This window comes from Sodalinema gerasimenkoae IPPAS B-353, assembly GCF_009846485.1.
GTDB classification, from domain to species: domain Bacteria; phylum Cyanobacteriota; class Cyanobacteriia; order Cyanobacteriales; family Geitlerinemataceae; genus Sodalinema; species Sodalinema gerasimenkoae.
Genome location: NZ_ML776472.1, coordinates 4403971 through 4428997, shown reverse-complemented (window position 1 = coordinate 4428997; position 25027 = coordinate 4403971). Strand labels below are relative to the sequence as shown.

At 52.5% G+C, this 25027-nt stretch carries 23 protein-coding genes and 2 pseudogenes; 12 read left to right on the top strand and 13 right to left on the bottom strand.

Translation table 11 applies throughout. From position 1 onward, the window contains the following. Positions 1-131 precede the first annotated feature (131 nt). From L855_RS22965 to lepA, 6 genes are all read right to left on the bottom strand, one after another. Positions 132-332, bottom strand: coding sequence for a hypothetical protein (locus L855_RS22965; protein ID WP_425500586.1), 201 nt, complete (start codon positions 330-332; stop codon positions 132-134). Beyond that, positions 304-1458, bottom strand: coding sequence for a glycosyltransferase family 4 protein (locus tag L855_RS19260; protein ID WP_425500585.1), 1155 nt, complete (start codon positions 1456-1458; stop codon positions 304-306). Before L855_RS19260 ends, L855_RS22965 begins: the two co-directional genes overlap by 29 nt. A 407-nt stretch (positions 1459-1865) precedes the next feature. Next, a complete protein-coding gene (locus tag L855_RS19255; protein ID WP_246199155.1) occupies positions 1866-2627 on the bottom strand; it encodes a sulfotransferase domain-containing protein in 762 nt (253 codons plus the stop codon). A gap of 16 nt (positions 2628-2643) precedes the next feature. Further along, positions 2644-3927: a M16 family metallopeptidase gene (locus L855_RS19250; protein ID WP_159790566.1), complete on the bottom strand. Its 1284-nt coding sequence runs from the start codon at positions 3925-3927 to the stop codon at positions 2644-2646. Between the two features lie 56 nt (positions 3928-3983). Then, the gene (locus L855_RS19245; RefSeq protein WP_159790565.1) at positions 3984-5276 is read right to left on the bottom strand and encodes a M16 family metallopeptidase; all 1293 of its coding nucleotides are present in this window, start codon (positions 5274-5276) and stop codon (positions 3984-3986) included. Positions 5277-5752: 476 nt separating this feature from the next. Then, positions 5753-7555, bottom strand: coding sequence for a translation elongation factor 4 (gene lepA, locus L855_RS19240; protein WP_159790564.1), 1803 nt, complete (start codon positions 7553-7555; stop codon positions 5753-5755). Between the two features lie 214 nt (positions 7556-7769). On the opposite strand from lepA, the gene L855_RS22330 reads away from it, so the two are divergent. After that, positions 7770-8855 carry a pentapeptide repeat-containing protein gene (locus tag L855_RS22330; protein ID WP_159790563.1) on the top strand — a complete coding sequence of 362 codons (1086 nt, stop codon included), beginning with the start codon at positions 7770-7772 and terminating at the stop codon, positions 8853-8855. 55 nt (positions 8856-8910) lie between these two features. On the opposite strand, the gene L855_RS19230 is transcribed toward L855_RS22330, so the two are convergent. Further along, positions 8911-9534 carry a chorismate lyase gene (locus tag L855_RS19230; protein ID WP_192925049.1) on the bottom strand — a complete coding sequence of 208 codons (624 nt, stop codon included), beginning with the start codon at positions 9532-9534 and terminating at the stop codon, positions 8911-8913. A gap of 213 nt (positions 9535-9747) precedes the next feature. On the opposite strand from L855_RS19230, the gene L855_RS19225 reads away from it, so the two are divergent. From L855_RS19225 to L855_RS19215, 3 genes are read left to right on the top strand one after another with little or no spacing between them, the layout of a single operon-like run. After that, positions 9748-11298 carry a CheR family methyltransferase gene (locus L855_RS19225; protein WP_159790562.1) on the top strand — a complete coding sequence of 517 codons (1551 nt, stop codon included), beginning with the start codon at positions 9748-9750 and terminating at the stop codon, positions 11296-11298. Positions 11299-11321: 23 nt separating this feature from the next. Further along, entirely contained in the window at positions 11322-12458 is a 1137-nt protein-coding gene (locus L855_RS19220; protein WP_159790561.1) for a chemotaxis protein CheW, read from the top strand. Between the two features lie 41 nt (positions 12459-12499). Then, a complete protein-coding gene (locus L855_RS19215; RefSeq protein ID WP_219729956.1) occupies positions 12500-14077 on the top strand; it encodes an HsdM family class I SAM-dependent methyltransferase in 1578 nt (525 codons plus the stop codon). Between the two features lie 9 nt (positions 14078-14086). On the opposite strand, the gene aat is transcribed toward L855_RS19215, so the two are convergent. After that, positions 14087-14683 (bottom strand): leucyl/phenylalanyl-tRNA--protein transferase, encoded by a 597-nt coding sequence (gene aat, locus L855_RS19210; RefSeq protein ID WP_159790559.1) that lies wholly within the window; start codon positions 14681-14683, stop codon positions 14087-14089. Positions 14684-14825: 142 nt separating this feature from the next. On the opposite strand from aat, the gene L855_RS19205 reads away from it, so the two are divergent. Continuing rightward, positions 14826-15173: a hypothetical protein gene (locus tag L855_RS19205; RefSeq protein WP_159790558.1), complete on the top strand. Its 348-nt coding sequence runs from the start codon at positions 14826-14828 to the stop codon at positions 15171-15173. A 105-nt stretch (positions 15174-15278) separates the two neighbouring features. Here L855_RS19205 and rpsN read toward each other — a convergent pair whose 3' ends face one another. Continuing rightward, positions 15279-15581: a 30S ribosomal protein S14 gene (rpsN, locus tag L855_RS19200; RefSeq protein ID WP_159790557.1), complete on the bottom strand. Its 303-nt coding sequence runs from the start codon at positions 15579-15581 to the stop codon at positions 15279-15281. 125 nt (positions 15582-15706) lie between these two features. Beyond that, positions 15707-16267 (bottom strand): DUF2808 domain-containing protein, encoded by a 561-nt coding sequence (locus L855_RS19195; protein ID WP_159790556.1) that lies wholly within the window; start codon positions 16265-16267, stop codon positions 15707-15709. A gap of 291 nt (positions 16268-16558) precedes the next feature. On the opposite strand from L855_RS19195, the gene L855_RS21240 reads away from it, so the two are divergent. Both L855_RS21240 and L855_RS19190 read left to right on the top strand, forming a co-directional pair. Further along, entirely contained in the window at positions 16559-16735 is a 177-nt protein-coding gene (locus L855_RS21240; protein WP_170189953.1) for a hypothetical protein, read from the top strand. Between the two features lie 166 nt (positions 16736-16901). Further along, on the top strand, positions 16902-18092 hold the full coding sequence (locus L855_RS19190; RefSeq protein ID WP_159790555.1) for a peptidoglycan-binding domain-containing protein: 1191 nt from the start codon (positions 16902-16904) through the stop codon (positions 18090-18092). A gap of 314 nt (positions 18093-18406) precedes the next feature. Here L855_RS19190 and L855_RS19185 read toward each other — a convergent pair whose 3' ends face one another. Further along, positions 18407-19615 carry an RNA-guided endonuclease InsQ/TnpB family protein gene (locus L855_RS19185; protein ID WP_159791201.1) on the bottom strand — a complete coding sequence of 403 codons (1209 nt, stop codon included), beginning with the start codon at positions 19613-19615 and terminating at the stop codon, positions 18407-18409. Positions 19616-19716: 101 nt separating this feature from the next. Between L855_RS19185 and L855_RS22025 the strand changes: the two are divergent. Together L855_RS22025 and L855_RS19175 are read left to right on the top strand one after the other, a co-directional pair. Then, positions 19717-19953: pseudogene (locus L855_RS22025) on the top strand (IS1 family transposase); the annotation flags it as partial. 651 nt (positions 19954-20604) lie between these two features. Then, a complete protein-coding gene (locus tag L855_RS19175) occupies positions 20605-21822 on the top strand; it encodes a HigA family addiction module antitoxin (protein ID WP_159790554.1) in 1218 nt (405 codons plus the stop codon). A 305-nt stretch (positions 21823-22127) separates the two neighbouring features. On the opposite strand, the gene L855_RS21515 is transcribed toward L855_RS19175, so the two are convergent. Then, positions 22128-22274 (bottom strand): hypothetical protein, encoded by a 147-nt coding sequence (locus tag L855_RS21515; RefSeq protein WP_219729955.1) that lies wholly within the window; start codon positions 22272-22274, stop codon positions 22128-22130. Between the two features lie 190 nt (positions 22275-22464). On the opposite strand from L855_RS21515, the pseudogene L855_RS19165 reads away from it, so the two are divergent. Beyond that, positions 22465-23536: pseudogene (locus tag L855_RS19165) on the top strand (IS630 family transposase). Here the strand turns inward: L855_RS19165 and L855_RS19160 are convergent. Next, positions 23533-23760, bottom strand: a complete 228-nt coding sequence (locus L855_RS19160) for a hypothetical protein (RefSeq protein WP_159790553.1) — start codon at positions 23758-23760, stop codon at positions 23533-23535. The pseudogene L855_RS19165 and the gene L855_RS19160 overlap by 4 nt on opposite strands. A 144-nt stretch (positions 23761-23904) precedes the next feature. Here L855_RS19160 and L855_RS19155 point away from each other — a divergent pair, with 144 nt between their 5' ends. Continuing rightward, on the top strand, positions 23905-24219 hold the full coding sequence (locus L855_RS19155; protein WP_159790552.1) for a small RNA NsiR4-regulated ssr1528 family protein: 315 nt from the start codon (positions 23905-23907) through the stop codon (positions 24217-24219). A gap of 205 nt (positions 24220-24424) precedes the next feature. Next, the gene (locus tag L855_RS19150) at positions 24425-24946 is read left to right on the top strand and encodes an orange carotenoid protein N-terminal domain-containing protein (RefSeq protein ID WP_159790551.1); all 522 of its coding nucleotides are present in this window, start codon (positions 24425-24427) and stop codon (positions 24944-24946) included. Positions 24947-25027: the final 81 nt, after the last annotated feature.

Genomic DNA, 25027 nt, shown 5'->3' with positions numbered 1-25027 from the left:
GTCTCTACAATCAGTTTCTACCATCAATTGCTAGCATCCATCCCTAACCACTGGTGACTAAGCTGCGTTCAGGAATCGAGGCGATGGGTTGCGGTTCCGGTAAGTTCCCTTGGGCCACCTCTTTCATCAACTCAATATGACGAGGGAGTGGCGATGGGTTGCGGTTCCGGTAAGTTCCCTTGGGCCACCTCTTTCATCAACTCAATATGACGAGGGAGGAGAACCGAGTGGGCGTAATTTTCCAACACCGTCTTGCGGGCATTCTCACGAATATGGGCCATGCGAGTCGGATGTTCTAGGACTTCATGGACGTAACACCGTCTTGCGGGCATTCTCACGAATATGGGCCATGCGAGTCGGATGTTCTAGGACTTCATGGACGCGATCGGCGATTTGCTTAGGCGAGAAGAAGTCCACCAAGAAGCCATTTTCACCATCGCGAATGACCTCACGCACTGGGGCAGTATCGGAACCCACCACCACGCAACCGGCGGACATGGACTCAATCATCGACCAGGATAGGACAAAGGGACGAGTCAGATAAATATGGGCATCGGAGGCCTGCAACACCTTCAGATATTGGCCATAGGGCAAGGTTCCCACAAAATGCACCCGCGACATATCCAGAGGAACTTTAGCTAACATCTGTTCCTTATAGGTTTGTCCATTGGGCAGGGATTTGCCATAACAGACTCGTTCCGAGGCCACAATTACCACATGACAGTTGGGGCGTTTTTCTTGCAGATAGGCGATGGATTCAATAAATTCCGGGAAGCCACGATAGGGTTCCATCCCTCGCGAGACATAGGTGACAATCTCATCAGCCCCGGATAAATCCAGGTTAGGTAAGACCAGCTTCGCCCCAGGATTGGGTTGGAAGAACTCCGTATCGACCCCATCGTGCATGGCAGTCATTTTGCGCTGGAACTCATGGGGAAATTGCGATTTCTGCCATTTAGTGGGGGAAAGTCCCCAATCACAGGAGTATAAATCCATCAAAATCGGGGCATTTTTGACGCGAATCTTAGCCTCGTCATCAGGGCTGAGGGGGTCAGCGGGGTCAAAATCGGCATCAGACCCATGGGCCCAGTAGAACCACTCGAAATAGCACATCAATTTGCTATCGGGGAAGACATCTTTCACGAACAATGTCGGTCCCCAGCCGGAGTGACCATAGACTAAATCCGGGACAAAGCCTTGACTTTTTAGGGCCAACATAGTGCGATACACGGCTTGTCCATGGAGAACGGCACTTTCGAGGGGCCGGACATAGTGATGGGTTTCGGGCCGAGGGTCGCGACTGGGGGTAAAGAGGGCTTTCTTAACGCCGGGAATTTTCCATTCGGGGCGTTCGTTTTTGGTGCCAAAGACGACCTGATTATTGGGATCTCGCCCCAGGATTGTGGCGACATGGCGGAACTGGGCGGGAAAGTTCGGATGTAGGAATAGGACACGCATTGCAACTGCTGTTAAAGACTTCCGATTCAGGAGTTGGGGAGATGGGACAACCTCGGGATGTGGCGAAAATCACCAACGGGAACATCCCAACCTCCCATGTTCCCCTCATGTGTAACGAGGTGTTGTTTAGGGTTTACGGCTGGGGCGCAACCATTTCGGTACAGTTTCCCTCAACGGGGCCCTCAACAGAGGCCCTCAACTGGACTGGGTCCTTTGGGCGTTCATCTAGGGTACAATATCACATTTGGGCAATAGGGGGAGAAGAGGGCAATAGGCAGTAGGCAGTAGGCAGTAGGGGGAGAAGAGGGCAATAGACAATGGGGAGAACCCACCCCGCCCTCTGGGCACCCCTCCCAGGAGGGGAAAGATGCAGGGGCGTACCGCAAATGGTGCGCCCTTTGTTGTTGTTACCAACCCCAGTCTTGTCCTAGGGCGGCAAACAGTCGCCGGTTATGGGGGCGAAACCTTTCCTGTAACTGCTGTTGGATAGACTCGCTGATGTGGGAATAGTTCCCGCTGTTAAGGCTGGGGAACTCGGTTAGGGTCAATTTGGGTAAGTTGAGAAAGTCGAGGATGCGGTTGAGGGTGGTTTGGGGCTGGTGATAGAGGTCGTTGCTATGGAGAACCAGAAGTTGTTGTTTGGGGAAGTGGGCCCACCAGCGTTGCAGTTGCTGGAGGTACTCGCCTCGTGTTAGATAGCTGTGGTGTTGGTAGGCGTAGCTGTGATAGTTGGGGTTCTGTTCGAGTTTCTCAGCTTCTCCGGCGAGACGGGTGGGTTCTTGGGCGAAAGCGTCCTCTAAGGACAGGGTTTCGAGTCCTTGTTTGATGGCATGGTAGTAGTGAGAGATGGCCCGCTTAACGGGGTTCCGGAGTAGGGCAATGAGTTTTATCTCGGGGAAGTCGGCGGCGACGCGACGGGGCACGTCGGGATGAAAGATATAGTAGGGACTGGCTTCGCCGGTTAGGGTCTTTGGGTCACGTTTGGGGAATTGCTGGTGATACCAGGACAATCCTTGGCTGTAGTTCAGGTCGAAGTAATGTACTTCTTTTTGCGGGGCGACTTGAATTTGGGGATGTTGATTGAGGTAATGCAGGGCAGAGGTAGTTCCGCCTTTTTGGGCGCCAATGATGAGGAAGTCGGGCATGGGGAAGAAGAAGGCAAGAGGCAAGAGGCAATCGGGGGGGTTAGGAGACGGGGGAGGGGATGGCGCTGTTGAGGGCGGCGGCGGGGCCGACTAGGCTGATGTAGGGGTCGGTGAAGTAACGGCTGGCGACTCGTCGGGCGTCTTCTGCGGTGACTTGGGCGATGGCTTCGGGGAACATTTCGTCAAACTCAACTCCTAGGCCTAGGGTTTCGTACCAGCCTAAAATTTGGGCGATTTGAGAGTTGGTCTGTTTGCCGAGGGCATATTGACCTAAAAGCTTGTTTTTGGCAGTTTGTAGTTCGTCGTTGTGGAGGTATAGGGCGGTTAAACGCTCGACTTCGACTCGTAAGCCTTCGATGGCGATCGCCGTATTTTGAGGAGCAGTTCCCATATACACTACAAACTGTGATTTGTCAAGTCTTGTGGGATAAAAAGCGGAGACATCATAAGCCAAGCCCCGTTTTTCCCGCAGTTCGACGAAGAGACGACTGGAGAGGCCATTGCCGAGATAGGTATTGAGGAGTTTGAGGGCGGCGTATTCTGGGGGAACACCATCGCCGTTTTTGAGGAGAACGGAGGGGGCAAGATAGCCCAACATGACGATGGACTGTTGGCTGTCTTGAGAGGTTTTACGGACAGTCGGTTGAGGGGTAAGGCGGGGCAGGTCGACTTTAGGAATGGGTAGGGGTGGGGCCTGCCAGTCGCCGAAGGCAGCTTCTAGGGCGGCGATCGCATCATCGAGGGGCCAACAGCCGACAAGACTAATCACTAGGTTGTCGGGGCGAAAATAAGTGCGATGGAACTTCTCTAGGTCTAAACGGGTTAAGCCGGCCACGGTACTCTCCACCCCTAGGGTGGACAGGGCGTAGGGATGGTCTCGATACATGGCCTCGCGCAGTTGGGAGAAGGCGATGGCAAAGGGTTGTTCTTTCTGGGAGCGAATGGCTTGTAGGGTGAGGCGTTTTTCGAGTTCGACTTCGGCTTCCGGGAGGGCGGGCGATCGCAACAGTTCAGCGCCTAGGGTGAGAATATCCTGAAAGTCCACGGAAACGGTCTTGAGACTAAACAGGAAGTAATCATTGCTGGTTTCGGCCCCGACACTGGCCCCCACGGATTCGACTCGTTCGGCAATATCCATCGAGGAGAGATTGCCAGTTCCCTTGGTCATGACGGCTGCGAGGAGATGGGAGAGTCCAAATAGATGGGGGGGTTCGCAGCGAGTCCCGGCTTTAATAAAAAAACGAGCCGTCATGATGTCGGCGGTGGGATTTTCCACCATGATGACGGTAATCCCGTTATTGAGAACGACGCGGTGTGGAGACATAAATTCGGGGGACTCGAAGGTAAACAGTTCGCAATAGTCAAACCCCATCTAGGCTATCACTGTTCGTTAACGCCGATGGTGACAACATAGTTTTGTAGGCTGAGGTACTGTCGGGCGATTTGACGCAGGTTATCCGGTTGGAAGTCTTGAATCCGTTGGGGATACCGGGTGGCAATGTCGGCGCGGCTTAGGATTTGATAGTAACCATAGAGGCCGGCCAGTTGGGCTGGGGTTTCGGTGGAAAAGGCATAGTCGTTGCAGAGTTGGCGTTGGGCCCGGGCCAGTTCCAGGGGATCGACGGGGGTTTCTCGTAAGCGGTGAATTTGGTGCAGGCTGGCTTGTTCTACGGCATCGAGGAAACGAGGTTCTAGCCAGGCACTGATGGTAAAGAGGCTTGAGTCCCGTTGTAGGGAAAAGTAGCTGGTAATGCCTTGAACCCATTGACGCTGTTCTCGCAGTTCCCGAACGAGGCGCGAGGAACGACCACTGGCGAGAATCATGGAGAGGAGATCTAAGCCATAGGCATCATCGAGATGGTCAATGCCGGGGCCTGTCCAGGTTAGGTTGAGGCGGGCTAATTCTAGGCGCGGAAAGGCTAATTCCCGCCGCCGCACGCCGCGAATGGGGGGTTCAGGGGTAATAATGGCTTGGGGACAGCCGGGGTTGGGGAAGAAGTTCTGGAAACAGTCGTCGATGCGATCGAGGGCTTCGAGTTCGGAAATGCCTCCGACGACGGCGATGGTGAGGTTTTGGGGTTGGTAATGGCTGCGGTGGAATTGCCGTAAGTCAGCGGGCGATCGCCCCAAGAGGCTTTGTTGAGTTCCCAAGACGGGGCGGCGATAGGGATGATTCTGATAAACGGTTTCTAGGGTGGCTTCAAAGAGCAGGTCATCGGGACTATCCTGACTTTGGCGGATTTCCTCAAAGACGACTTCCCGTTCTCGGAAAAACTCATCTTCTGGGATAGCGGCATGAAGGAGGAGTTCGGAGAGCAGGGGTAGGGTCTCGCTAAAATAGGGGCTGGCGGTGGTGATGAAGAAATGGGCGTAGTCGTAACTGGTGGCGGCGTTGGTGAGTCCTCCACAGCCTTCAATGGCGGCGTCGAAGTAACCGGGGCCGAGGCGATCGGTGCCTTTGAAGATGGCATGTTCGAGGAAATGGGCCATCCCAGACCAGTCATCGGGTTCTACGCTGGCCCCGGCGTTGACCCAGACATCGGTGACGACAACGGGACTATGGGGAACATACTGATGCACGACGGTTAGACCGTCGGGACGTTCAAAGGTGCGGGCAGGACAGTGACTGTCACTGACTACTCGGGAAATGCTGGAGGTTGAAGTTTGGGGCATCGTTCGCAAGCGCCTTATCGCCAATACGCGGGCTGTTGGACGACACACTTAGGAGTGCACTCTCGTCGTCGTTAATCGCGAAACCCAACGTTTTTACTTACCCTAACTCGTTTTGATGGGTTGGTTGGCTACTTTGGCTACAAATGATGCAATTCTTTAGGGAAGAAGGCAGTAGGAAGAAGGCAGTAGGCAGTAGGGAAGAGACAAAAGATAGGGAACAGGGAACGGGGAACGGGGAACAGGCAAGAGGCAAGAGGCAGTAGGCAGTAGGCATAACCCACCCCGCCCTCCGGGCACCCCTCCCAAGAGGGGATAGACGTAGGTGGCAGTAGGCATAACCCACCCCGCCCTCCGGGCACCCCTCCCAAGAGGGGATAGACGTAGGGGCGTACCATTGAGCGATAGCCGAGCTGTGGTCGCCCGAGGACACGGAGGAGGGGAGTATGGGGGTGGTACTCCCCTGGGTTGGGGATGTTTTAAAGTTTGAGCATGGCCATGAAGGCTTCTTGGGGAACGTCGACGGTACCGATCGCTTTCATGCGTTTCTTGCCTTTGGCTTGTTTCTTGAGCAGTTTTTTCTTGCGGGAAATATCGCCGCCGTAGCATTTTGCTAAGACATCTTTGCGGAGGGCGGGGATGCGTTCGCTGGCAATAATGCGGCTGCCGATTGAGGCTTGTAATGGCACTTTGAACTGATGGCGGGGAATCAATTCTTTGAGTTTTTCGACGAGGGCACGACCGACGGGATAGGCTTTGTCTCGGTGGACGATGACGGCTAGGGCATCGACGGGATCGCTGTTGACCATGACATCGAGACGTACTAGGTCGTTTTCACGGTAGCCAATCATTTGATATTCCATGCTGGCATAGCCGCGCGATCGCGATTTGACTTGGTCGAAAAAGTCGGTCACCACTTCGGCTAGGGGTAATTCGTAAATTAGGGTGGTGCGGGTGGGGGTGAGGTATTTCATGTTTTTGAACTCGCCGCGACGACCTTGGCAAAGTTCCATGAGGGTTCCGACGTACTCCTCGGGGGTAATTAAGTCTACCTGCACATAGGGTTCTTCGATTTTCTCTCGCTGAACCGGATCGGGCATCAAACTGGGGTTGTCGATGTTGATGACTTCACCGTCGGTGGTGGTGACGTGGTACACCACGGAGGGGGCGGTGGTAATTAAGTCCAGGTTATATTCCCGTTCGAGGCGTTCCTGGATAATTTCCATGTGCAACAGGCCCAGGAAGCCGCAACGGAAACCGAACCCCATGGCGCTGGAGGTTTCGGGTTCGTAGTTGAGGGAGGCGTCGTTGAGTTTGAGTTTTTCGAGGGCGTCCCGTAGGTCCTCAAATTGGTCGGAGTCGGTGGGGAATAGGCCACAGAAGACCATGGGTTTGGCTTCGGTGTAGCCGGGGAGGGGACTGTCGGCGGGGGTTTTGGCGAGGGTGATGGTGTCACCGACGCGAGCATCTTCGACGGCTTTGATGGCGGCGGCGAGATAGCCCACTTCTCCGGCGTGGAGGCTGTCCACTTGTTGCTGAGTGGGGCAGAGGATACCGATTTCGTCGAGGTCAAATTCTTTTTTCGAGGCCATGAAGCGGACGCGATCGCCCTGTTGGAGGGTTCCGTCCATGATGCGGAAGTAGACAATTACGCCGCGATAGGGGTCGTAGTAACTGTCAAAAATCAAGGCCCGCAGGGGTTCGTCAACGGTGTCCTGGGGCGGTGGAACTTGATGAACTAGGTATTCCAAGATTTCGGGGATACCAATACCTTCTTTGGCGGAGGCGTGGATGGCTTCGGAACAGTCGAGGCCCACGACTTCTTCGATTTCTTCGATGACGCGCTCAGGTTCGGCCCCAGGGAGGTCAATTTTGTTGAGGACGGGGATGATTTCGAGGTCGTTTTCTAGGGCGAGATAAACATTGGCCAGGGTTTGGGCTTCGACCCCTTGGGAGGCATCTACCACCAGTAATGCCCCTTCACAGGCGGCGAGGGAACGGGAGACTTCGTAGGAGAAGTCCACATGTCCGGGGGTATCGATGAGGTTGAGGACGTAGCTTTGGCCATCTTTGGCGGTGTAGTTCATCCGCGCCGCCTGAAGTTTGATGGTGATGCCCCGTTCCCGTTCCAAGTCCATGTTGTCTAGGAACTGTTCTTTCATTTTGCGCTGTTCTACGGTTCCGGTGTAGGACAGCAGGCGATCGGCCAAGGTAGATTTACCGTGGTCGATGTGGGCGATGATGGAGAAGTTGCGGATGCGGGAAACGGGTACGTCGGTCATATAGGTGTTGGAGTCGCAGAGTTTAGGATGAGGATGCAGAACCGGTGGCGCGACCGATTGCTTTACATATTTTAGTCCGTCGCTGGGGCTGTGGGAAATTCGCGGCTGAGATCGCTGATGAGATCATGGCACAATGAGCTTGAGGACTGTTGGGGCGATCGCCCGTGACGCCTCAATTCCTTCATGGTTTTAAATGCTGAGATAGATTCCCATTATGACAGGACGCGACGGAGAACTACGCACGACAGATGAACTTCTGAAACGCTACAAGGCAGGAGAACGGGAGTTTGAGCAGGTTCGCCTGAGTGGGGCGGATTTACACAATACGATTTTGCATGGGATTGATTTGAGTGAGGCGATTCTCAATCAGGCGAATCTCAGCCGTGCGGATTTACGTGGGGCGGATTTGAGTTGGGTGGACTTGAGTGGGGCAGATTTGCGTGGGGCGGATTTACGCGGGGCGATTCTGACTCGGGCCGATTTGAGTGGGGCCAATCTCAGTCACGCGAATCTGTTGCGGGCGGATCTGAGTTTAGCCAATCTTGAGGAGGCAAATTTGAGTGAGGCGATTCTCCCGGATGGAACGATTCAAGGGGTGATTACGCCCCTGGAGGAGGATGCTGTTGATGATACGGGGGGGACGGTGTTGCGGCTGTACTATCACCCGGTGTCCTGGAATGCGCGGCGGGTGTGGATTGCGCTGCTGGAAAAAGGGATTTCCTTTGAGTTGGTGGCCCTGAAGTTAGATGGGGACCAGCGATCGCCCCAGTTCCGGGAGGTCAACCCCTTTGGGCAGGTTCCGGTGTTAGTAGATGGGGATGTTACGGTGCTGGAGTCCTTAGCGATTCTGGATTATGTTGAGGCGATCGCCCCTTATCCTCCCCTAGTCCCCCGAGAACCGAAGGCGTTGGCGACGGTACGAATGATTGAGATGTTGACGGTGAATGAGTTATTGCCACGTTTAATGCCGCTGATGCGTCATGAGTTTGGGGAAACCCGCTTAGATCAGTCGGCGTTAACGGAGGTGCATGAGTCCCTAGATGAGGTATTACGGGTCTTTGAGGAGACGTTGCAGGGACGGTCCTATTTTGGGGGGGCAGCCCTGAGTCTGGCGGATATTGTGGCAGGTACGGTGATTCCCTGGTTGCCCCGTTTAGGCCATCTCCTCCCGAAGTTCCCGCAGTTACAAGGCTGGTGTGATTTATTGCACCAACGTCAGACTTGGCAACAAACGGAACCCACGGAAGGAGAACTGGCTGCCGCTGAGTCCCATTTACGACAACTCTTGGCACCGACCTAAGTTTATTTACTGCCTATTGCCTACTGCCTATTGCCTACTGCCTCTTGCCTCTTGCCTATTTCCTATTCTCTTCCCCCCTCATCGGCCCCAAATAGTTCTGAAGATAGGGGGAAAAGACTTCATAGATGAGGGTCAGGGGCTGACCATGATGCCAAAATAGGTAATGACGACCCCAGAAGGGGCCTGACTGGTTAAAAGCCTGTTCTAGGGGTCGTGAGTGACCGTAATAGATGCCCCGTACATCGCGATAAAGTTCGGCATGGATACGGGAGAGGTTTTCCCAGATGGGAAGAGAACGGTTTTGCAGGTAGTCGTCGATGTGACTGGCTTCCCACCAGGAGGTGGCGTAGGCCAGTCGTTGCCCGGAGGCAGTACGTAGCCAGACTTGTCGCCGTAGTCGGGGACTGGGAACGGCTTTGATGAGATCGGGGGCGCAATCTCCGTCGGTGCCGATGGCTGACATATCAATGACATCGACTTCGGTGGCTTCGCCGGTGAGGAGACGTAGGTGACGGGTGGGGGACCCATCGCCGAGGAGCAACATTTGCCAGGCGGGGGCGAGTTGCTGGTGGGGTAGGCCATTACGAACCGCGTCTTCTCCCCCTTGCCAAATGAGATCAAGGGCGTTCCAAGTTCGGCAGGCATCAGTGCGATCGGGATACTCGAACGTCGCAGTCAATTTTCTTAATAGAACTTAACTTTCCGTTCCCATCATAACGTTGTTCGTTTGATCCCCGAGGGAATTGCGGCGATAAGGGGGAAAATCTGGGTTAGGCTTAGAAGAGGGCCACCTGGCTCGGGAATCCATGCAAGTGCTGGACTGGCAGTGATTCCCGGAGGGTTCGTCCCCCCCTTCAATGCCCCCAATTCATTGGCTGACCACAAGTTTTGAATGTTCAACGCTGACTGGGTTCAACGTTTCTCTTCGTTAATTGCACGTCATACGGGATTACTCATTCGCCCCCAAGACGAGCGCAATTTGTGCAAAAAATTAGAACAACGGTTGTTAAAGTCGGGACTTTCGTCTCCTTCGCAGTACTACGATTTATTGCGCCTTGGAGTGGACAATCCCTTAACGGTGGATCGCCAGACGAATGCTAGTCGGCGAGAATGGAAGGCCTTGATTCGTCGCTTGGTGGTGACGGAGAGTTATTTTTTCCGCGATCGCGGTCAGTTTGAGTTGCTGCGATCGCGTCTGTTGCCGGAGATTCTGGTCAAAAAGCGCAACATCGCTGCCCAACAGGGACAACGTCCCCAGTTGAAGATTTGGAGTGCCGCTTGTGCCTCGGGTGAGGAACCCTATTCGTTAGCGATGGTTCTCTGGGAGTTACTGAGCGATCGCGATAGCTGGGACTTGCAGATCATGGGGACGGATATCAATGATGAAAGCTTAGCCCATGCCCGACGAGGGGACTATAGTGCTTGGTCTTTTCGTCAGGTGGATGCGTCGGTTCAACGTCAGTATTTCCAACGACAGGGCGATCGCTACCTCCTAAATCCAGAGATTCGCCGCTTGGTGAGCTTTAAGCGCCTCAATCTGGTCAGTGACCCCTTTCCCGACGTTAATCTGAATCTCTATGACCTGGACTTAATCCTCTGCCGCAATGTCTTTATCTACTTCAACCAACGGGCGATCGAACAGGTCTTAGACAAGTTCTATCACAGCCTGGGCTTAGGGGGCTACCTGATTGCCGCCCATGCCGAATTACAAAGCTCAAGTCATCATCGGTTCCATAGTCAACTGTTTCCCCAATCGGTGGTGTACCAACGCTGCGATCGCCTGGAGCCTCAGGGCCGGCTTGCTGGGCGCAGTCCCATCGCCCCTCCCACCCGTTGTCAGGCCCCACCCCCACCGACACCTCTAACAGTTTTTGCCCAGCCCCCGAGTCCGGTGCCACTCAAACGCCTGGCGCCCCCGCCAGTGGTGCCTAAGTTCGACCCAGTCCCAAGCCTGGAGACGGAGAAGCCCCATTGGCAGGAAGCCCGCCATCATTTTCAAGCCTCCGCCTATCGCCGGGCCATTCACGCCGCCGAACGGGTCTTATCTCAGCACCCCCGTCATGTGGAGGCCTACCTTTTAATTGCCCGGGCCTATGCCAATCTTGGAGAGTATCAAAAGGCCGTGTATTACTGCTTACAAGCCCTAGAGGTGGACTCGTTGGCGGTTGCCCCCCATTATCTCCTGGCTCATCTCTATGAGGCCCAGGGCAATATCGACCGAGCCAAACAGGTGTTAAAGAAAATTGTCTATCTCGCCCCAACCATGCCTTTAGCCTATTTGGAACTGGCGCAAATCTACCGCCTAGAAGGAGATCTGCGACGGGCTGCACACATGGAGGGCAGTGCGGTGAAACTGCTGCGATCGCTGCCGCCGAGCACCCCCATGGATGTTGACACTCAACTGACGGCGGGGGACCTGTTGCAGCAGCTTAACCAGCCCTAATCAGGCGGGATTTTCTAACTGGTATGACTTCTATGGATCTATCTCCCTATCTCTTATTTGATATTGACCGCAGCCACTATGCCATCAATGCAAAGGTGGTTGAGGAAGTGTTTTTTCTGCCGGAACTGACCCCCATCGCTGAAGCCCCACGGGACATTGTGGGAATGTTTAACCTGCGGGGTACGGTCGTCCCCGTGTTAGATCTATCTCGCCGCTTAGGACATCGCCCTCAACGCTATCAGTTGAGCGATAGCCTAATCACCATTGATCATGATGGGACAACGGTTACGTTTTTAGTCAATCATGTACGAGAGGTAGTTCAGCTCGATCCTCAAAGCATTACCCGTAAGTTTATCTATCAACTTGAGGAGACTAGCGCTCATTCCTCGGATGCCCCTCCTGGAGACCCTCACACACCGCCTCTGCGTCAACGCCAACGCTTTTTGAAAGGTGTGGTTCAATTTGAAACCCATCTTGTCTCAATCTTGGACGAAGAGGCAATTCTACGGACGCTGCGCCAACAACTCCCTGAGGAGGAGGAACTGACGGAGAAGTTCAGCCGCGATCTCTCAGATGCCGACCAACAGGAGCGCGATCGCTTTGAGTTTTGCCCAGATGCCAGTCTGGAGGAACAAGATGTCTTTCGGCAACGGGCCAATAGTCTGCGCATCCCTACGGAAACCCCGGACTTAAAACAGATCTTATCTCTGGCGGTTGTGGCCTTACAGGGGGAGTATTTTGGGATTGATCTTCAGGTGGTGCGCGAGTTTACGGATGTTCGTAATATCACCCCCATCCCCTGTTGTCCGCCTCATGTGGTGGGCAATATGAATCTACGGGGGGAAATTCTCACCTTAATTCGGATTAATCAATGCCTTAATCTTGAGCGGACTTTATCGGAGGGCGATCGCGGTCCGGATCAGCGCGGACGAGCGGTGGTGGTGCAAGTTGATGAGATGGTCGTCGGTATTCTAGTCGATGAGGTGTTTGATGTGACTCCCATCGATCCTGGCAAAATCTCCCCGATGCCAACGGCGATTCGTGCCACTTCAGATGAGTACCTACAGGGAACAGTTCTCTATGAAGCGACAGCCTTGACGATTTTAGATATCCGTAAACTGCTTAGCCAAGGGGAATTAGTGGTGGATGAGGAACCCTAAAACCTGAGTTAGACTTAATGGAGGAATTAACCAGTTAATCGATGGGGAAAGGAATGGGGAATGCTGATCCGTCTAGTGACTATCTTTTAAATACCTCCGTTCAGCATCGAAAAACCTATGGGCAGTTTTTTACACCTCCCAGGGTGGCCCGACTGATGCTCCATTGGGTTCTCCAGTCTCAGCCCCGTCGAATTCTTGATCCAGCGTTTGGTTTAGGAGTCTTTTATCGAGAACTCCTTAGCCCTGAAGTCAGAACTTTAATGGCATCAGCTTATCAGTTTATTACTTATGATATCGACCCTTTAATTTTGTCCTATTCTCAGGATATTGCTTCTAATTCATCGCTTCAAATTCTTACCGAAGATTACTTAAATGCAGATATTCAAGGGGTTGACGCAATTATTTGCAATCCCCCTTATATGAGATTTCAGAAATTCTTAAATCGCCAAGAACTTCGCCCCAAACTCGAAGAAAGAATTGGCTACAAACTCAAAGGTAACTCAAATCTTGCTGCAATTTTCCTAATGAAGTCCTTGGCGGAACTCAACCCTCAAGGTCGCCTTGCTTTTATTATGCCATTTGAGTGTTTTAATACGGGCTATGGCTTGCCTTTAAAGCAACAGTTATTACGAAATAAGCTCCTAAAACAAATCATCTTAGTGCAAAACGAACAGGATGTATTCCCCAATGTATTAACCACGATTTGTATCATACTTTGTGAGAAAAACAATAAAAATGAGCGGGTAAAACTGAGTTCAATGGATAGTCAATCCACACTGGAGGGGTTGAGGGACTTTTCTCAGTGGTATCAAGCCCAACTTCCCCTAGAACAACTCTGCGGCGAGCAAAAGTGGTCTGCGGTGTTTGAGTCAACCATGGTGAAGTTAATGACCCCGACTGGCTTTTGTTCATTTTCTGACTATGGACGCTTTCAACGGGGAATTGCCACGGGAGCCAATGCCTTTTTTGCCCTTAAACCTTCTCAGGTAGAGCAGTTTCAGTTAGGAGATGACTGTTGGTGTTACTGCATTAGCAAAAGTCAGCAAATCCAAGATTTTATGTTGACGAACGGGAGACTTCAACAGTTGGTACAAGGAGATAAACCGGTCTATTGTTTAGATATTCTCAATGCGGAGACGCCTGAGCTGAAGGCTTATATTAGCTTTGGGGAGGAATGTGGGTATCATCAGCGGTATCTCACTAAAATGCGTCACCCTTGGTACAAGTTAGAGCGACGACAGCCGTCTCCCTTGTGGGTGGGGGTATTTCATCGCCAGCGGTTTAAGGTGGTTCGCAATCTCTCAAATGCTCTGAATTTAACCTGTTTTCACGGCTTTTATCCAAATCCGTTTGGGGCGAGTGTTATTGATAAGATTTTTGTTTATTTAATCAGTGATATGGGGCAAAAACTGGTGAAGCGAAATCAGCGTCAATATGGCAATGGGTTAGATAAGTTTGAACCGGGGGATTTAAATCAAAGTCTAGTTCCGAATCCTGAGCAATTGCAGGGGATGGATGAGACGAAGGTGGCCAAGGTGCTGCATCTGGCTCAGGAGGATGCGCTGGGGGCGATCGCCCTGAGCAATCAACTCATGGAACCCATTTATTCAGGCCATTAACGTCAGGCATTAAGGGACAAATCGACAGGGACGGTGAATGGCCGCCTGTAGCTGCTGTTGATAGTTGATATCGTCGATGGTGTGGGCCCCAAAACGAGCCAGATGGGGATTCATCAGTTGCACGTCAAATAATTCAAACTTCTGTCGGCGTAGATGTTCGACGAGTTTCACCATCGCAACTTTTGAGCCGTCGGGGATGTTAAAAAACATGGATTCCCCGATAAACACCGCTCCGATGGCGATGCCGAGAATCCCTCCGGCGAGGCGATCGCCCTGCCAGGTTTCAAAGCTATGGGCCCAGCCGCTGTCATGCAAGTCCAGATACACCTGCTTCAGTGGTGGCGAAATCCAGGTACTGTCTCGATTGGCGCAACCTTCGACGACGGCGGGAAAGTCTCGGTTAATGGCGACGCTGAATCGCTCCTGATTGAGAACCCGTCGTAAGGATTTAGGATAACGGAAACGGGAGTCGAGGGGGATGAGGGTGCGCTCATTACTGCAATACCAGCCCAGATTCTCGGATGAGGGATCTTCGTCACCCTCATTGTCCATCAGGAAATAGCCTTGGGAATAGCCGTGAATGATATGGGTTAAATCGGTATTCATTTCTCTTTAGGCGGATCTCAGCCTGAGTCTGGGCGGGTGCAGATGAGAGGGGAGGGACAGAGGAACGCGCTACAATAGTCGAGTTAGAATTGCTAAAAATTCTCTCTAAGACATTAAGCCAACTCATCATACAAGTTTACAAATGGTGTCAGATTCTCATAGTCCCCAACCTATCCGACCTGTAACCTTGCCCCCAGTAGAGGATCCAACTCAGGAAGGGAAATGGCTCAAGGATAGTCTCCACCGCTGGTTGGATGAGGAGTTTATTCCAGAGGAGATCAATGGCGAGATTGCTGAACGGGCCACTCGGGTATACGTGCGACAGCGTATTGAGGGGGAGAATGATGTGGGGTCTTTAGTTCTGGCGATTGTGACGGAAATGCAATCGTTTGATTTTTCCCAAAGCTTTTATGGGGAGTTCGCGATCGCCAATGCGGTGAGTGATTTGCTCTTAGATAGTCTTGGCATTGATCGGTGTTGCGGGGCATGAACCCCAGGGCCGTAATTTGGGCGTTGCGAGAGGTAAGGCCCAAAAAAATAGGGGCACGGCAGACGATTTACACGCCAGCGTCACCCCCATCTCGATGGTACGGCCTTACCAGCTGGACTTGACGAGGCCGGGTAGGAGTCCTTCGTGAGCCATTTCTCGCAGTTGGTTGCGGCAAAGCCCAAAGTCCCGGTAGTATCCCCGAGGACGACCGGTTGCCCAGCAACGATTGCGAACCCGAGTGCGGGAACTGTTGCGGGGAAGCTGTTGCAGCTTGCGATGAATTTCCATTTTCTCGCGCTGGGTGGGCGCGGTACGGAACTCTTCTTTTAATTCGGCACGCAGGTCGGCGTATTTTTCGACGAGTTGTTTGCGCTTCTTATGACGCTCGATGGAGCTTTTCTTAGCCATGAAAAAATTGTTCTCTGCTTCTGTGCAAGACACCAAACTACCATTATAGGCGATCGCCCCCGGAATGGGAATGGGAGCGATCGCCGGGTTTAGGCATGAGGGGCGTTGGCCGGTGGTCTTTAGCCCTAGTCATAGAGATGGAAGCGTTCATAGCCGAGGAATTCCCCGCCTTGGCGATCTCCCTCGCTATAGGCGGTCACGCCAAGGTTATAGACCCCAGGGAGTCGGGGGTTGCGTTCAGGACTCAAGCCGACGGTAACGGTTTGGCCTGGAGGAACGGGGCGATCGAAGACGACGTGAACCATCCCTTCTTCGGTGTCATGGGAGACGGTGGCTAAGTCAACGGAGTGTCCGCGATCGCGCGGCCGGCCGAGGAAGCTTTCGGTGTCCTCGGTGTCATAGTCGAGGGAGACGTCGGGGGTTTCTAGGTGAATGGACAGTTCCGCCACAGGGGTTCCGGCATCCTCCGGCACGTCGATGGTGATGAAATGGGTATCATGCCACGCCCCAGTGGTCTGAGCCGCACTGCTGACGTTATCTAAGGCGGGTGGATGCTGAAAGTGACTCTGTCGGCCCGATTCCTCTGAGGCCTGGGCGGCAGTGCCAACGGCCATCGATCCGATGCAAATCCCGCCGAGTCCTGCCAGCAGAATCTGTTTGCGTCGTTGGGAAGTGCTGAAAAACATAATGTGTGTTTGGGGAGCGATTCGTTGTACTGTTTTCAGTCTAAAAAACTTCAGCGATCGCTACATCCCCCAAACTATAGAGGTTTAACCACTCCTTAAGGAAGCCTTAACCTCTACACAACGAGGGATCGCCTCTATCAAAAGTATGAACAAACGTGTCTTAATCTAAAGCTTGATTGCGATTTGCGGGCATGGGGGGAGATTTGGCAAATGTCGGTGATACCGTGGAATCCATTGGTTAGCCGTTCCGACGGCTCCTCGGTTGCAAACGGCATTTTAATCATCGGTCTTATGTATAACAAAAATACGAAACAGGATCCTATCGTTGCAGCAGTCACCGCCGCGTTGGGAGCTGGGGTGGCAACGTCGTTTGCCGTGAGTCAGGGTCAAAGCCCTTGGTTGGCGTTAGGGATTACCATTTTTGCGGCAGCCCTCGCTCTGATTCTGGATCGCTTGGGCGTGGTCTAGTCTCTGAGATTGATGGGGGCATCGACTTGTTAACATAGAACTAAGTCATATTCTGCAAGTTTAACGTCGGTCAGTCGACGGAATACATCTGGGATGTGGCGTTTTTTCTCTGGTTTCGTCCTAGGTTTTGGCCTACGGTTGGCTCCCCATGTCCTATCAAACGACTATGTCTTACCTCGTCTTGCCCCCTCGCCATGTGCTCTCGATGAGAGGAGGAACACTTATTGTCCTTCTCTCTGTCCTGCTTTGGGGGGGAGGCCGGCTGGTGTCAGAGGTACAGGCGTCGGTGCCTCAATCCTTCGATTTGAGATCGGGAGAGACCGGGGCGATCGCCCAAAGCAATTCCGTGCTGCAATTCGGTGATGCCAGTAATGATGTGGCGGAAGTACAACTGCTGCTGACGGAATTTGGCTATTTTGATGAACCGGTGAGTGGCTTTTTTGGCCGGGCTACTCAGATGGCGGTGCGACAGTTTCAGGAGGATGCTGGCTTAGAGGTGAATGGACGGGTCGATGCCGAGACTCGCCGGGCCTTGTTTGGCCGTTCCACTTCGTCCCGCCGCCTATTCTCGTCTAATGAGTGGCTCGAATTTGGCGACCCGGTGTTGGTTCCCGGCAGGGAGGACGATAAGGTGCGCGAGTTGCAAGTGGCCCTGAATCAGGTTGGCTTAGGTCCGATTCAGGAGGATGGCGTATATGGAAATGAGACAGCCAGCACCGTGCGGCGGTTTCAACAACGCTACGGAATCGATGCCCCGGTGTTCGGACAACTCGATCGCCGCACGGCACTGGTGCTGTCGGGAGTCTTGGAAGGTCGTATTCGCCGGGCGGAGTTTCCCGTTGAACTCAGGCCTGGGGATTTTGGCTTTGAGGTGCGCGAGTTGCAACGGGTGTTGTCGGAAACCCGTAACCCTCAGGGATCAGCCTATTTTACGGGACCGTTGACGGGTTTGTATGCTGATATTACCGAGAATGCGGTGCGTGCTTATCAGCGGGATAATGGTCTGGAGGCGTCTGGGGTGGCGACGGAGCGAACCTTAAATCGTTTGTTTGCTAACCATCGGTATGTGGTGGTGGTTCCGTTTCGTCATAATCGCCCTCGCCTGGGAGAGATGAATCGGGTTCGCAGTGCGATCGCCCGTCTCGATGACTTACCCGGACTACGGCCCCAGGCGTTGCGCTTTTTTGATGATCAGCGGGGTCCTTATATTGATGCAGGTCGTTATTTGGATCGCGAGGCGGCCGAGGCTCGTGTGTCGGCGTTACGGGAGCGAGGGTTGATGAATGCTCGGGTGGAACATTTCCAGAACCCCCTGAACCGAATGCGTTTGTCTCAAGCCGATTTGGGACCCCGATAGAGGGGAGGGCACTGGTGTCTTAGGAGGTGGCCGTTTAGAATGGTGGCAATGCGTGAGATATCACCGATGAGATGTCCCCATCGCCAGAGTGAACAGACCGTGAAAAACGGCAGCGCCATCCGTAGCGGCCAACGCCAACAGCGCTACAAGTTTGTGGCAAACGGTTCAATGAACGCACCGGCACACCGATGGCACGCTTACGCACCGCCCCTGAAGTCGTCGCCGCCGCCATCAATGTCCGTAGCGAAGGCTTGGGCATCTGGGCAACGGGACGTTGCTTTGACAAGTCTCACACGACATTGACACTCCCCAGCCTAAAGGCGTGGGGATTCTTCCTTCAACGATCCGACTTGCCCTGACAGGTTTGCACCAGCCAAAGTAGCGGTCAAATCTCCAGAAGCGTTTGGGTCTAAGACCCAAGTTCCGGTATGCCCTACCGTACTTAAGGCAGCATTCAGAATGTTGATGGCTGCGTTGTGGTCTCTATCCAACTCGCACCCACACTGACAAATGTGAGTTCGAGTCGAAAGACTTTTCTTGACCACCGTGCCGCAACTCGAGCATTTTTGAGAGGTATAGGCAGGATTCACCGCTACAGTTATCCTGCCGAATTTCACTCCAAAATGCTCCAACCATTTCCTAAATTGATACCAACCAGCATCGTGAATCGACTTGGCGAGACAGTGGTTTCTCACCAGATTCTTAATCCTCAAATCTTCGTAGGCCACCAAATCGTTAGATTGGATTACGCAACGCGCCAGTCTCTTGGCGTGTTCTTCACGTTGCCGACTTATTTTGAGGTGTACTCGCCCGAGTCGATTGACGGCTTTTTTTCGGTTGGCAGAGCCTTTCTGTTTTTTGCTCACCCTTCGGTGAGCGCGTTTCAGCTTTTTCTCGGCGTTTCGGTAAAACCTCGGGTTCGGTTCGCACTCCCCGTTGGAATCGGTGTAGAACTCAAGGAGTCCGACATCCAACCCCACAGTATTTCCTGACGGTTCGAGTTCTTCTCGAACCTCTACTTTGACGCAGAACTGAGCGTAATAGCCATCGGCTCTGCGAACCAGTCGAACCCGTTTGATTTGTTCGATACCGTAAAATGCCAAATCCCAGGTTCCAACTAGCTTCAGTCGCCCGACATTCTTCTTGTCGGTAAAGACAATGTGTTTGGGGTCGAGTAACTTCCAACCGGAAGTTTTGTACTCGACAGAACGACTGTTTTTCTTGAACCTGGGATATCCTTTCTTGCCAGGAACAGACTGGCGACAGTTCTCGAAAAATCGAGCAATTGCCGACCAAGCGCGTTCGGCTGAAGCTTGACGAGCCGTGCTGTTGAGTTCTCTAGCAAAATCATACTCTCGGGCGAGTACCCGACAGTACTTATTGAGGTCGTATTTGTTGACCCCAGGGGTATCCATCCAATAGCGCAGTGCCTTGTTGCGAACGAACTGTGCGGTTCGGATCGCTTCGTCAATCGCCGCGTATTGGTGGGGTTTCCCTTTGATTTTGAACTCAAGAACAAGCATCGCACCGTTGGCATCAGTTGTGCGGACAATATTGGCACAAAAAAGCAGGATTGTCAAAAGCCGTCCTAGAAGGACGGGGTTTTAGACCCAAAATTTTCGATAACAGTGCTTTGAGACGATGTTGTAGTGCTTATCGCCGCCGACAAAATCTCTATGCCAAGACGGTAGCGGGTTTGCAGCGAGTGTTAGAGGTGCAACGATTAATTTACAACGGGAGTCGCCCCCATTACAGTCTAGGGAAGAAAACTACCCCGGCTATGGCTATAGGATACTGCAATCGACCAATTTCAATCTATGAAATTCTCACCACGAGAGGGTTCTATGCTATCACCTCTTAGGCGACCAGTGCCACCTATTGGCTATTGCCTATTGCCTTCTTTTCCCCAGTTTTTTTGTCCTATCCATCCCTGCTATTGCTATAGCATCCTAAACATATTTTTATAATCAATATCTAGTGCTTAAGCTAGTCATATCGTATATAAGGCTCTATGGCTAGTGCCTTACTTTTAACCAAGGGGAGGTAGGTCGCCTAAATTCACTGGGTCAGTAAAACTGCATACAAAAATTCATTCAGAACAGATACAATATATTCAGCGGTTCACCCCATCCCTGAATCGGAGATGCACTATGATGTTGCGAAATCCATAATCGTGGTTGGGGAGGCGTCCTCTTGAGGTTCAAATTCAAGAAGAATAAAGATAGCGGCTCTCTATACCGAGGAGAAAAATGCCCATAAGTACCCCAACGTCATTGACGATTTCTTTGACGCCATGAGCGCGATCGCCGCAGCTAGAGATGAGCGTGACTTAATATGCCCTAAAAGGCTTTCACTTTGAAAAGCTCAAAGGACGACCGGGAGAACGGTCTCTACGCTTGAACAAACAGTGGCGGCTAATTGTCGCTGTTGAGAGGGATGAAGATGGCGGGTATCTACTGATCATTGATATTGAAGACTACCACTGAATCAGGCATCAAGGGGAGGAAGAGGCATGACTCAGACATTAGCACCAGCAAGGGTTTCGCCGCCTGGGCGTATTTTGTCCCGAGAACTCGAAGCCAGAGGATGGACTCAGAAAGACTTAGCCGAGATTATGGGGCGACCCCACCAAACCATCAACGGCATTATCAAAGGGAATAAGCAAATTACGCCTGAGACTGCGATTGAGTTAGCTGAGGCCTTGGGCACCTCTGCGGAGTTTTGGACAAACTTAGAGGCAAAATATCGGCTGCACATAGCCCAAAAGGAAGCCGGTCACCCATCACAGACCAGTGAAATTGCCCGTAGAAGCTGCCTCTACAGCTTTGCTCCGGTCGCGGAAATGATTAAGCGAGGATGGATTCAAGCGACTGACTCAATCACTGAATTGGAGCAACAGGTTTGCCGTTTTTTCGAGATTGATCAAATCGGGGAGACCCCAAAGCTGGCAGTTAACTGTCGGAAGTCTGAAAAGCGAGACCCAGAGACTCAGGCTCAGATTGCCTGGATGAAACGGGTTGAATGGGTGGTGCGTCATCAAAAGCTTCCTGCCTTCGACCAAGCCACCCTTGAGTCCGCTATTCCTGAAATTCTGGCTTTGTCGGCTCATGCTGAAAATGTGGCTTTAGTGCCAGATAAGCTCTTTAGCCTTGGCATCCATTTTGTCATTGTGCCCCATTTGAGTAAGACTTATTTAGATGGTGCAGTCTTTTATCTAGAAGGTAGGCCAGTGCTTGCGCTAACGCTGAGACATAAGCGGATTGATAATTTTTGGTTTACGCTCATGCACGAACTCGGCCATATTGTTGCAGGTCATAAAGGTAGCTATTTAGACAATATGGATGATTTAGATGTTAGTCGAGAAGAAACTGAGGCTAATCAACTGGCGGCAGATTGGTTGCTAGATGCGCAAGCTTTAGATGAATTTGTTCAGCAAACTTCTCCGTATTTTTCGGCGAAGAAGGTAAAAGATTTTGCAAAATCTCAAAATCGACATCCTGGCATCTTAGTGGGTCGCTTGCAAAAGGAAAAAATTATTCCATACACACATCATAATAAGTTTTTGGTTAAAATCGATAAACATCTTGAACAAAATAGCGACGCATTCCCCCACCTCGCCGAACGGCAGGTGGGGGTCAAGGAGCGCCGGGTGGTACAATTGGAGCAACTTAATGGGCACGGCAAAGGACGGAACAAAGATTCCGAGTATTCTGGAGGCACGATTCATTAAGTGAGGTTAATTCCCTGTAAGTCCAACGAGTCGGTTAATATACGTCAGACTCCCGGCCAAAGTTAGTCTAAAGCCCCATAGTGGAAACAACTTGGGGGTGTTGCTGGGTAAAAATTCCCAGAACACGGCGGGAATGCCGCCTGTCGCAAGGGCTAACGCCTTGTAATAAGACACCTCCACCTCGCGTGACTCAGGTGGAGGAGCATTCATACGTGGATTTCGTCCTAAGAGGATGTCTGACTCAGGCAGATTTGAGACCTCAGTAGGCCGATCCACCTGAGACAGACGCACAGGAGATTAGGACTCTAGGGACTTGGGGATTTGGCTTTTTTGGTGCGGCCGCCTTTTTTGCCATTTTCACGGGCGGCTTGGCGTTTGGCCGTAGAGGTTTTTTGACCTCCTTTGCGGCCCAGTTCGGCCATCCAGTTACGACTGCCGAAAATACCTTGCACAAGAGCCGGGAGGCTGAAGTCTGCATCCAGACTCGGCCAATGCAGACTTTGACCATTACCGCCAAGCCATACATCGTCGAGTTATTCCGGTGTGGCGGTGTCTAGGCCTTGCGCTAATATCAAGTCCGGCTAATCGCCTATGGTATATAATCAGTGTGGTGGCAGACTAAGGATAAAAGGATAAACGAGCATGGGACGGCGACTTAACCTAGAAGCTCATTTGAGCACCGAAGAACTAGAAAAGCGTTACCGAGGCGCTAAAAGTGGGATTGAGCGGGGGCATTATCAGCTAATCTGGCTGCTGCAACTGGGTAAGACGACGGCTGAGGTCTCAGAGGTGACCGGCTATAGCCGAAATTGGATTTATGAAGTAGTCAGGAGCTATAACCATCAGGGGCCAGAGTCCCTGGGAGACCAGCGGCGACACAATCAGGGCCATGGTCACCTGATTCTCGACGATGAGACTCAAGCCTTATTGTGCCAAGCTCTGCAGCAAGACCCTCCCGAGGGTGGATTCTGGAATGGACGCAAGGTGGCCGACTGGCTTAGCGAGCGCTTAGACCGTCCGGTTCACCGCCAACGGGGCTGGGAGATTCTCAAGCAGATGGAGTTCTCCCTGAAAGTCCCTCGTCAAGAGCATCAACAGTCCGCCACTGAAGAGGAGCAGCGGCAGTGGGAAAAAAAAGCTGCACCAGCAACTCGCGGCAATCCGACGCGACCATCCCGATGCCGACGTTCAGCTATGGGCCATGGACGAACATCGCCTAGGGCTTCATCCCATCAGGCGTCGCCGCTGGGTCAATAAATGGCATGAGTCGCCCAAAGCTCAGGTTCGCATTCGCTATGAGTGGTTTTGGCTCTATGGGTTTGTCCATCCCCACAGCGGTGAGACCTATTGGTGGCTGCTGCCTCGGGTCAATATCGAGCTGTTTAATCGAGCCTTAGCTGATTTTGCCCAGCACTTTGACATTGGACCCGAACGACAAGTCGTGCTGGTTTTAGACCAAGCCGGGTGGCATATCTCAAAAGAGGTGGTCTTACCCGAAGGCTTACACCTAGCCTTTCTGCCCTCTTACTCCCCCGAGATGCAACCGGCAGAACGACTCTGGCCAGTTGTCAACGAAGCCGTAGCCAACCGAGTGTTTGAGACCTTAGAGGACTTACTCGACCAGGTAGAGCGACGCTGTGTCCAACTGCTAAACCAGCGCGATTTCATCTCGGGGTTGACCCAGTTTCACTGGTGGGAGGCATACCAATGCTAAGTATGGCTAATTAACCGGACTTGATATAAATGGGGCGGAAAGGCAAAAATTGCCCCATTTTGTAGCTGAACTTCCACGAGGTTCCGCTCTCGGTTGTATTGCACGCTCTTGGCGCGGGGGCCGTCTTCAGCCAAGGCGGCCTCAGCTTCAGCTTGGGCAATTTCTTCGGCTAATGCCTCTTCAGTGAACTCAAAGTCCCAGTTTTGTTGCCATTGGTTAGCCATGGATATCCTGCCACCGCCTTCAAAATTCCTACCTTGTCCTGCCTAACCCTCAAACCCTCTAAAGGTCTTGGCTTCCTTATCTCGGCCCCAGGTAGAGGTAGAGTTGAGACATTACAGTCTTAACTTTACGGAAAAACCGTCACCATGTCTCGCGATTGGAATCCCGCTACCCCCTATCGAGGAGCCGAAGCCATTGAAGGGGCGATCGCCCGAGGAGTGGATCTCGATGGAAGTCCCATTCCCAACTCCCAACTAGAACTCTATCGAACCGTCATGGAACTCGAAGCCGGGCGGCCCCGCAGTGGGGTCACCAAAACCCTGCGCGATCGCATCGTCCGTATTGGCTGCAAACACTTCCCTCCAGAGGAACTCAGCCGCCTGCTACAAGAGGCAAATCTCTCCCCCCTCACCCCCCAAGAGGCAGACTTTTTTTACCCCGATACGACAAACGCTCCCTAAAAAGCTCTCTCTACAGACGGAGTCCGACTGGGCTTGTGGCTGACTAGGCTACAGGTAGCTTAATGATTCGTTAAGTTTTGAGAGTGATCATGATCACTCTCTCCATTCAAATTCCTAACGTCAATAATCTGTAAATTTTATTTGCGGTTTATGAAGTTAGGTTGCAGAATGGATGTAATCGGTTGACAAAAGTAGAGTAACTACCATGGCTTACGCCACTTCTTCCAAATTCACCACAACTCAAGCCAACGCACTCTCGACCGTCGAACCCACCTCCCTTGTTCCGGAAGTGTCGGCTCGCATCCAACGCCTCGCCACAGATGATCAGTTGGCACTCCTGTGGTTCATCTATCTAGAAATGGGGAAATCCATCACCCCCGCCGCCCCAGGAGCCGCCCGACTGCAACTAGCTGAGGGACTCCTGGCCCAAGTCAAAGCCCTCGACTCCGAGGAGCAAATGAGCTTCATGCGGGATCTCATTGCCAAGCGCGATACCCCCCTCAGTCGAGCCTATGGTGTCTTCAACGCCAACACTAAACTCGGCTTCTGGTACTGCTTGGCCCAAGGAATGGATGAGGGAACCATCATCCGTGTCCCCCGACGCTACAAACCCTCTCGCACCGTGAAAGAGATCCTAACGATCCTGACGACTCAAGCCAACTTCAGCCAGCAAATCACCATCCTCCGAAATGCTGTGGTGAATATGGGCTTTGATGCTCTCAGCTAGGGTCTCCAACACCTAAAGCAGACAACAATCCTGAAGCGAACCTGCGGAGTGGAGGTCAACTCAACCCCTTTGCTCCGCCTT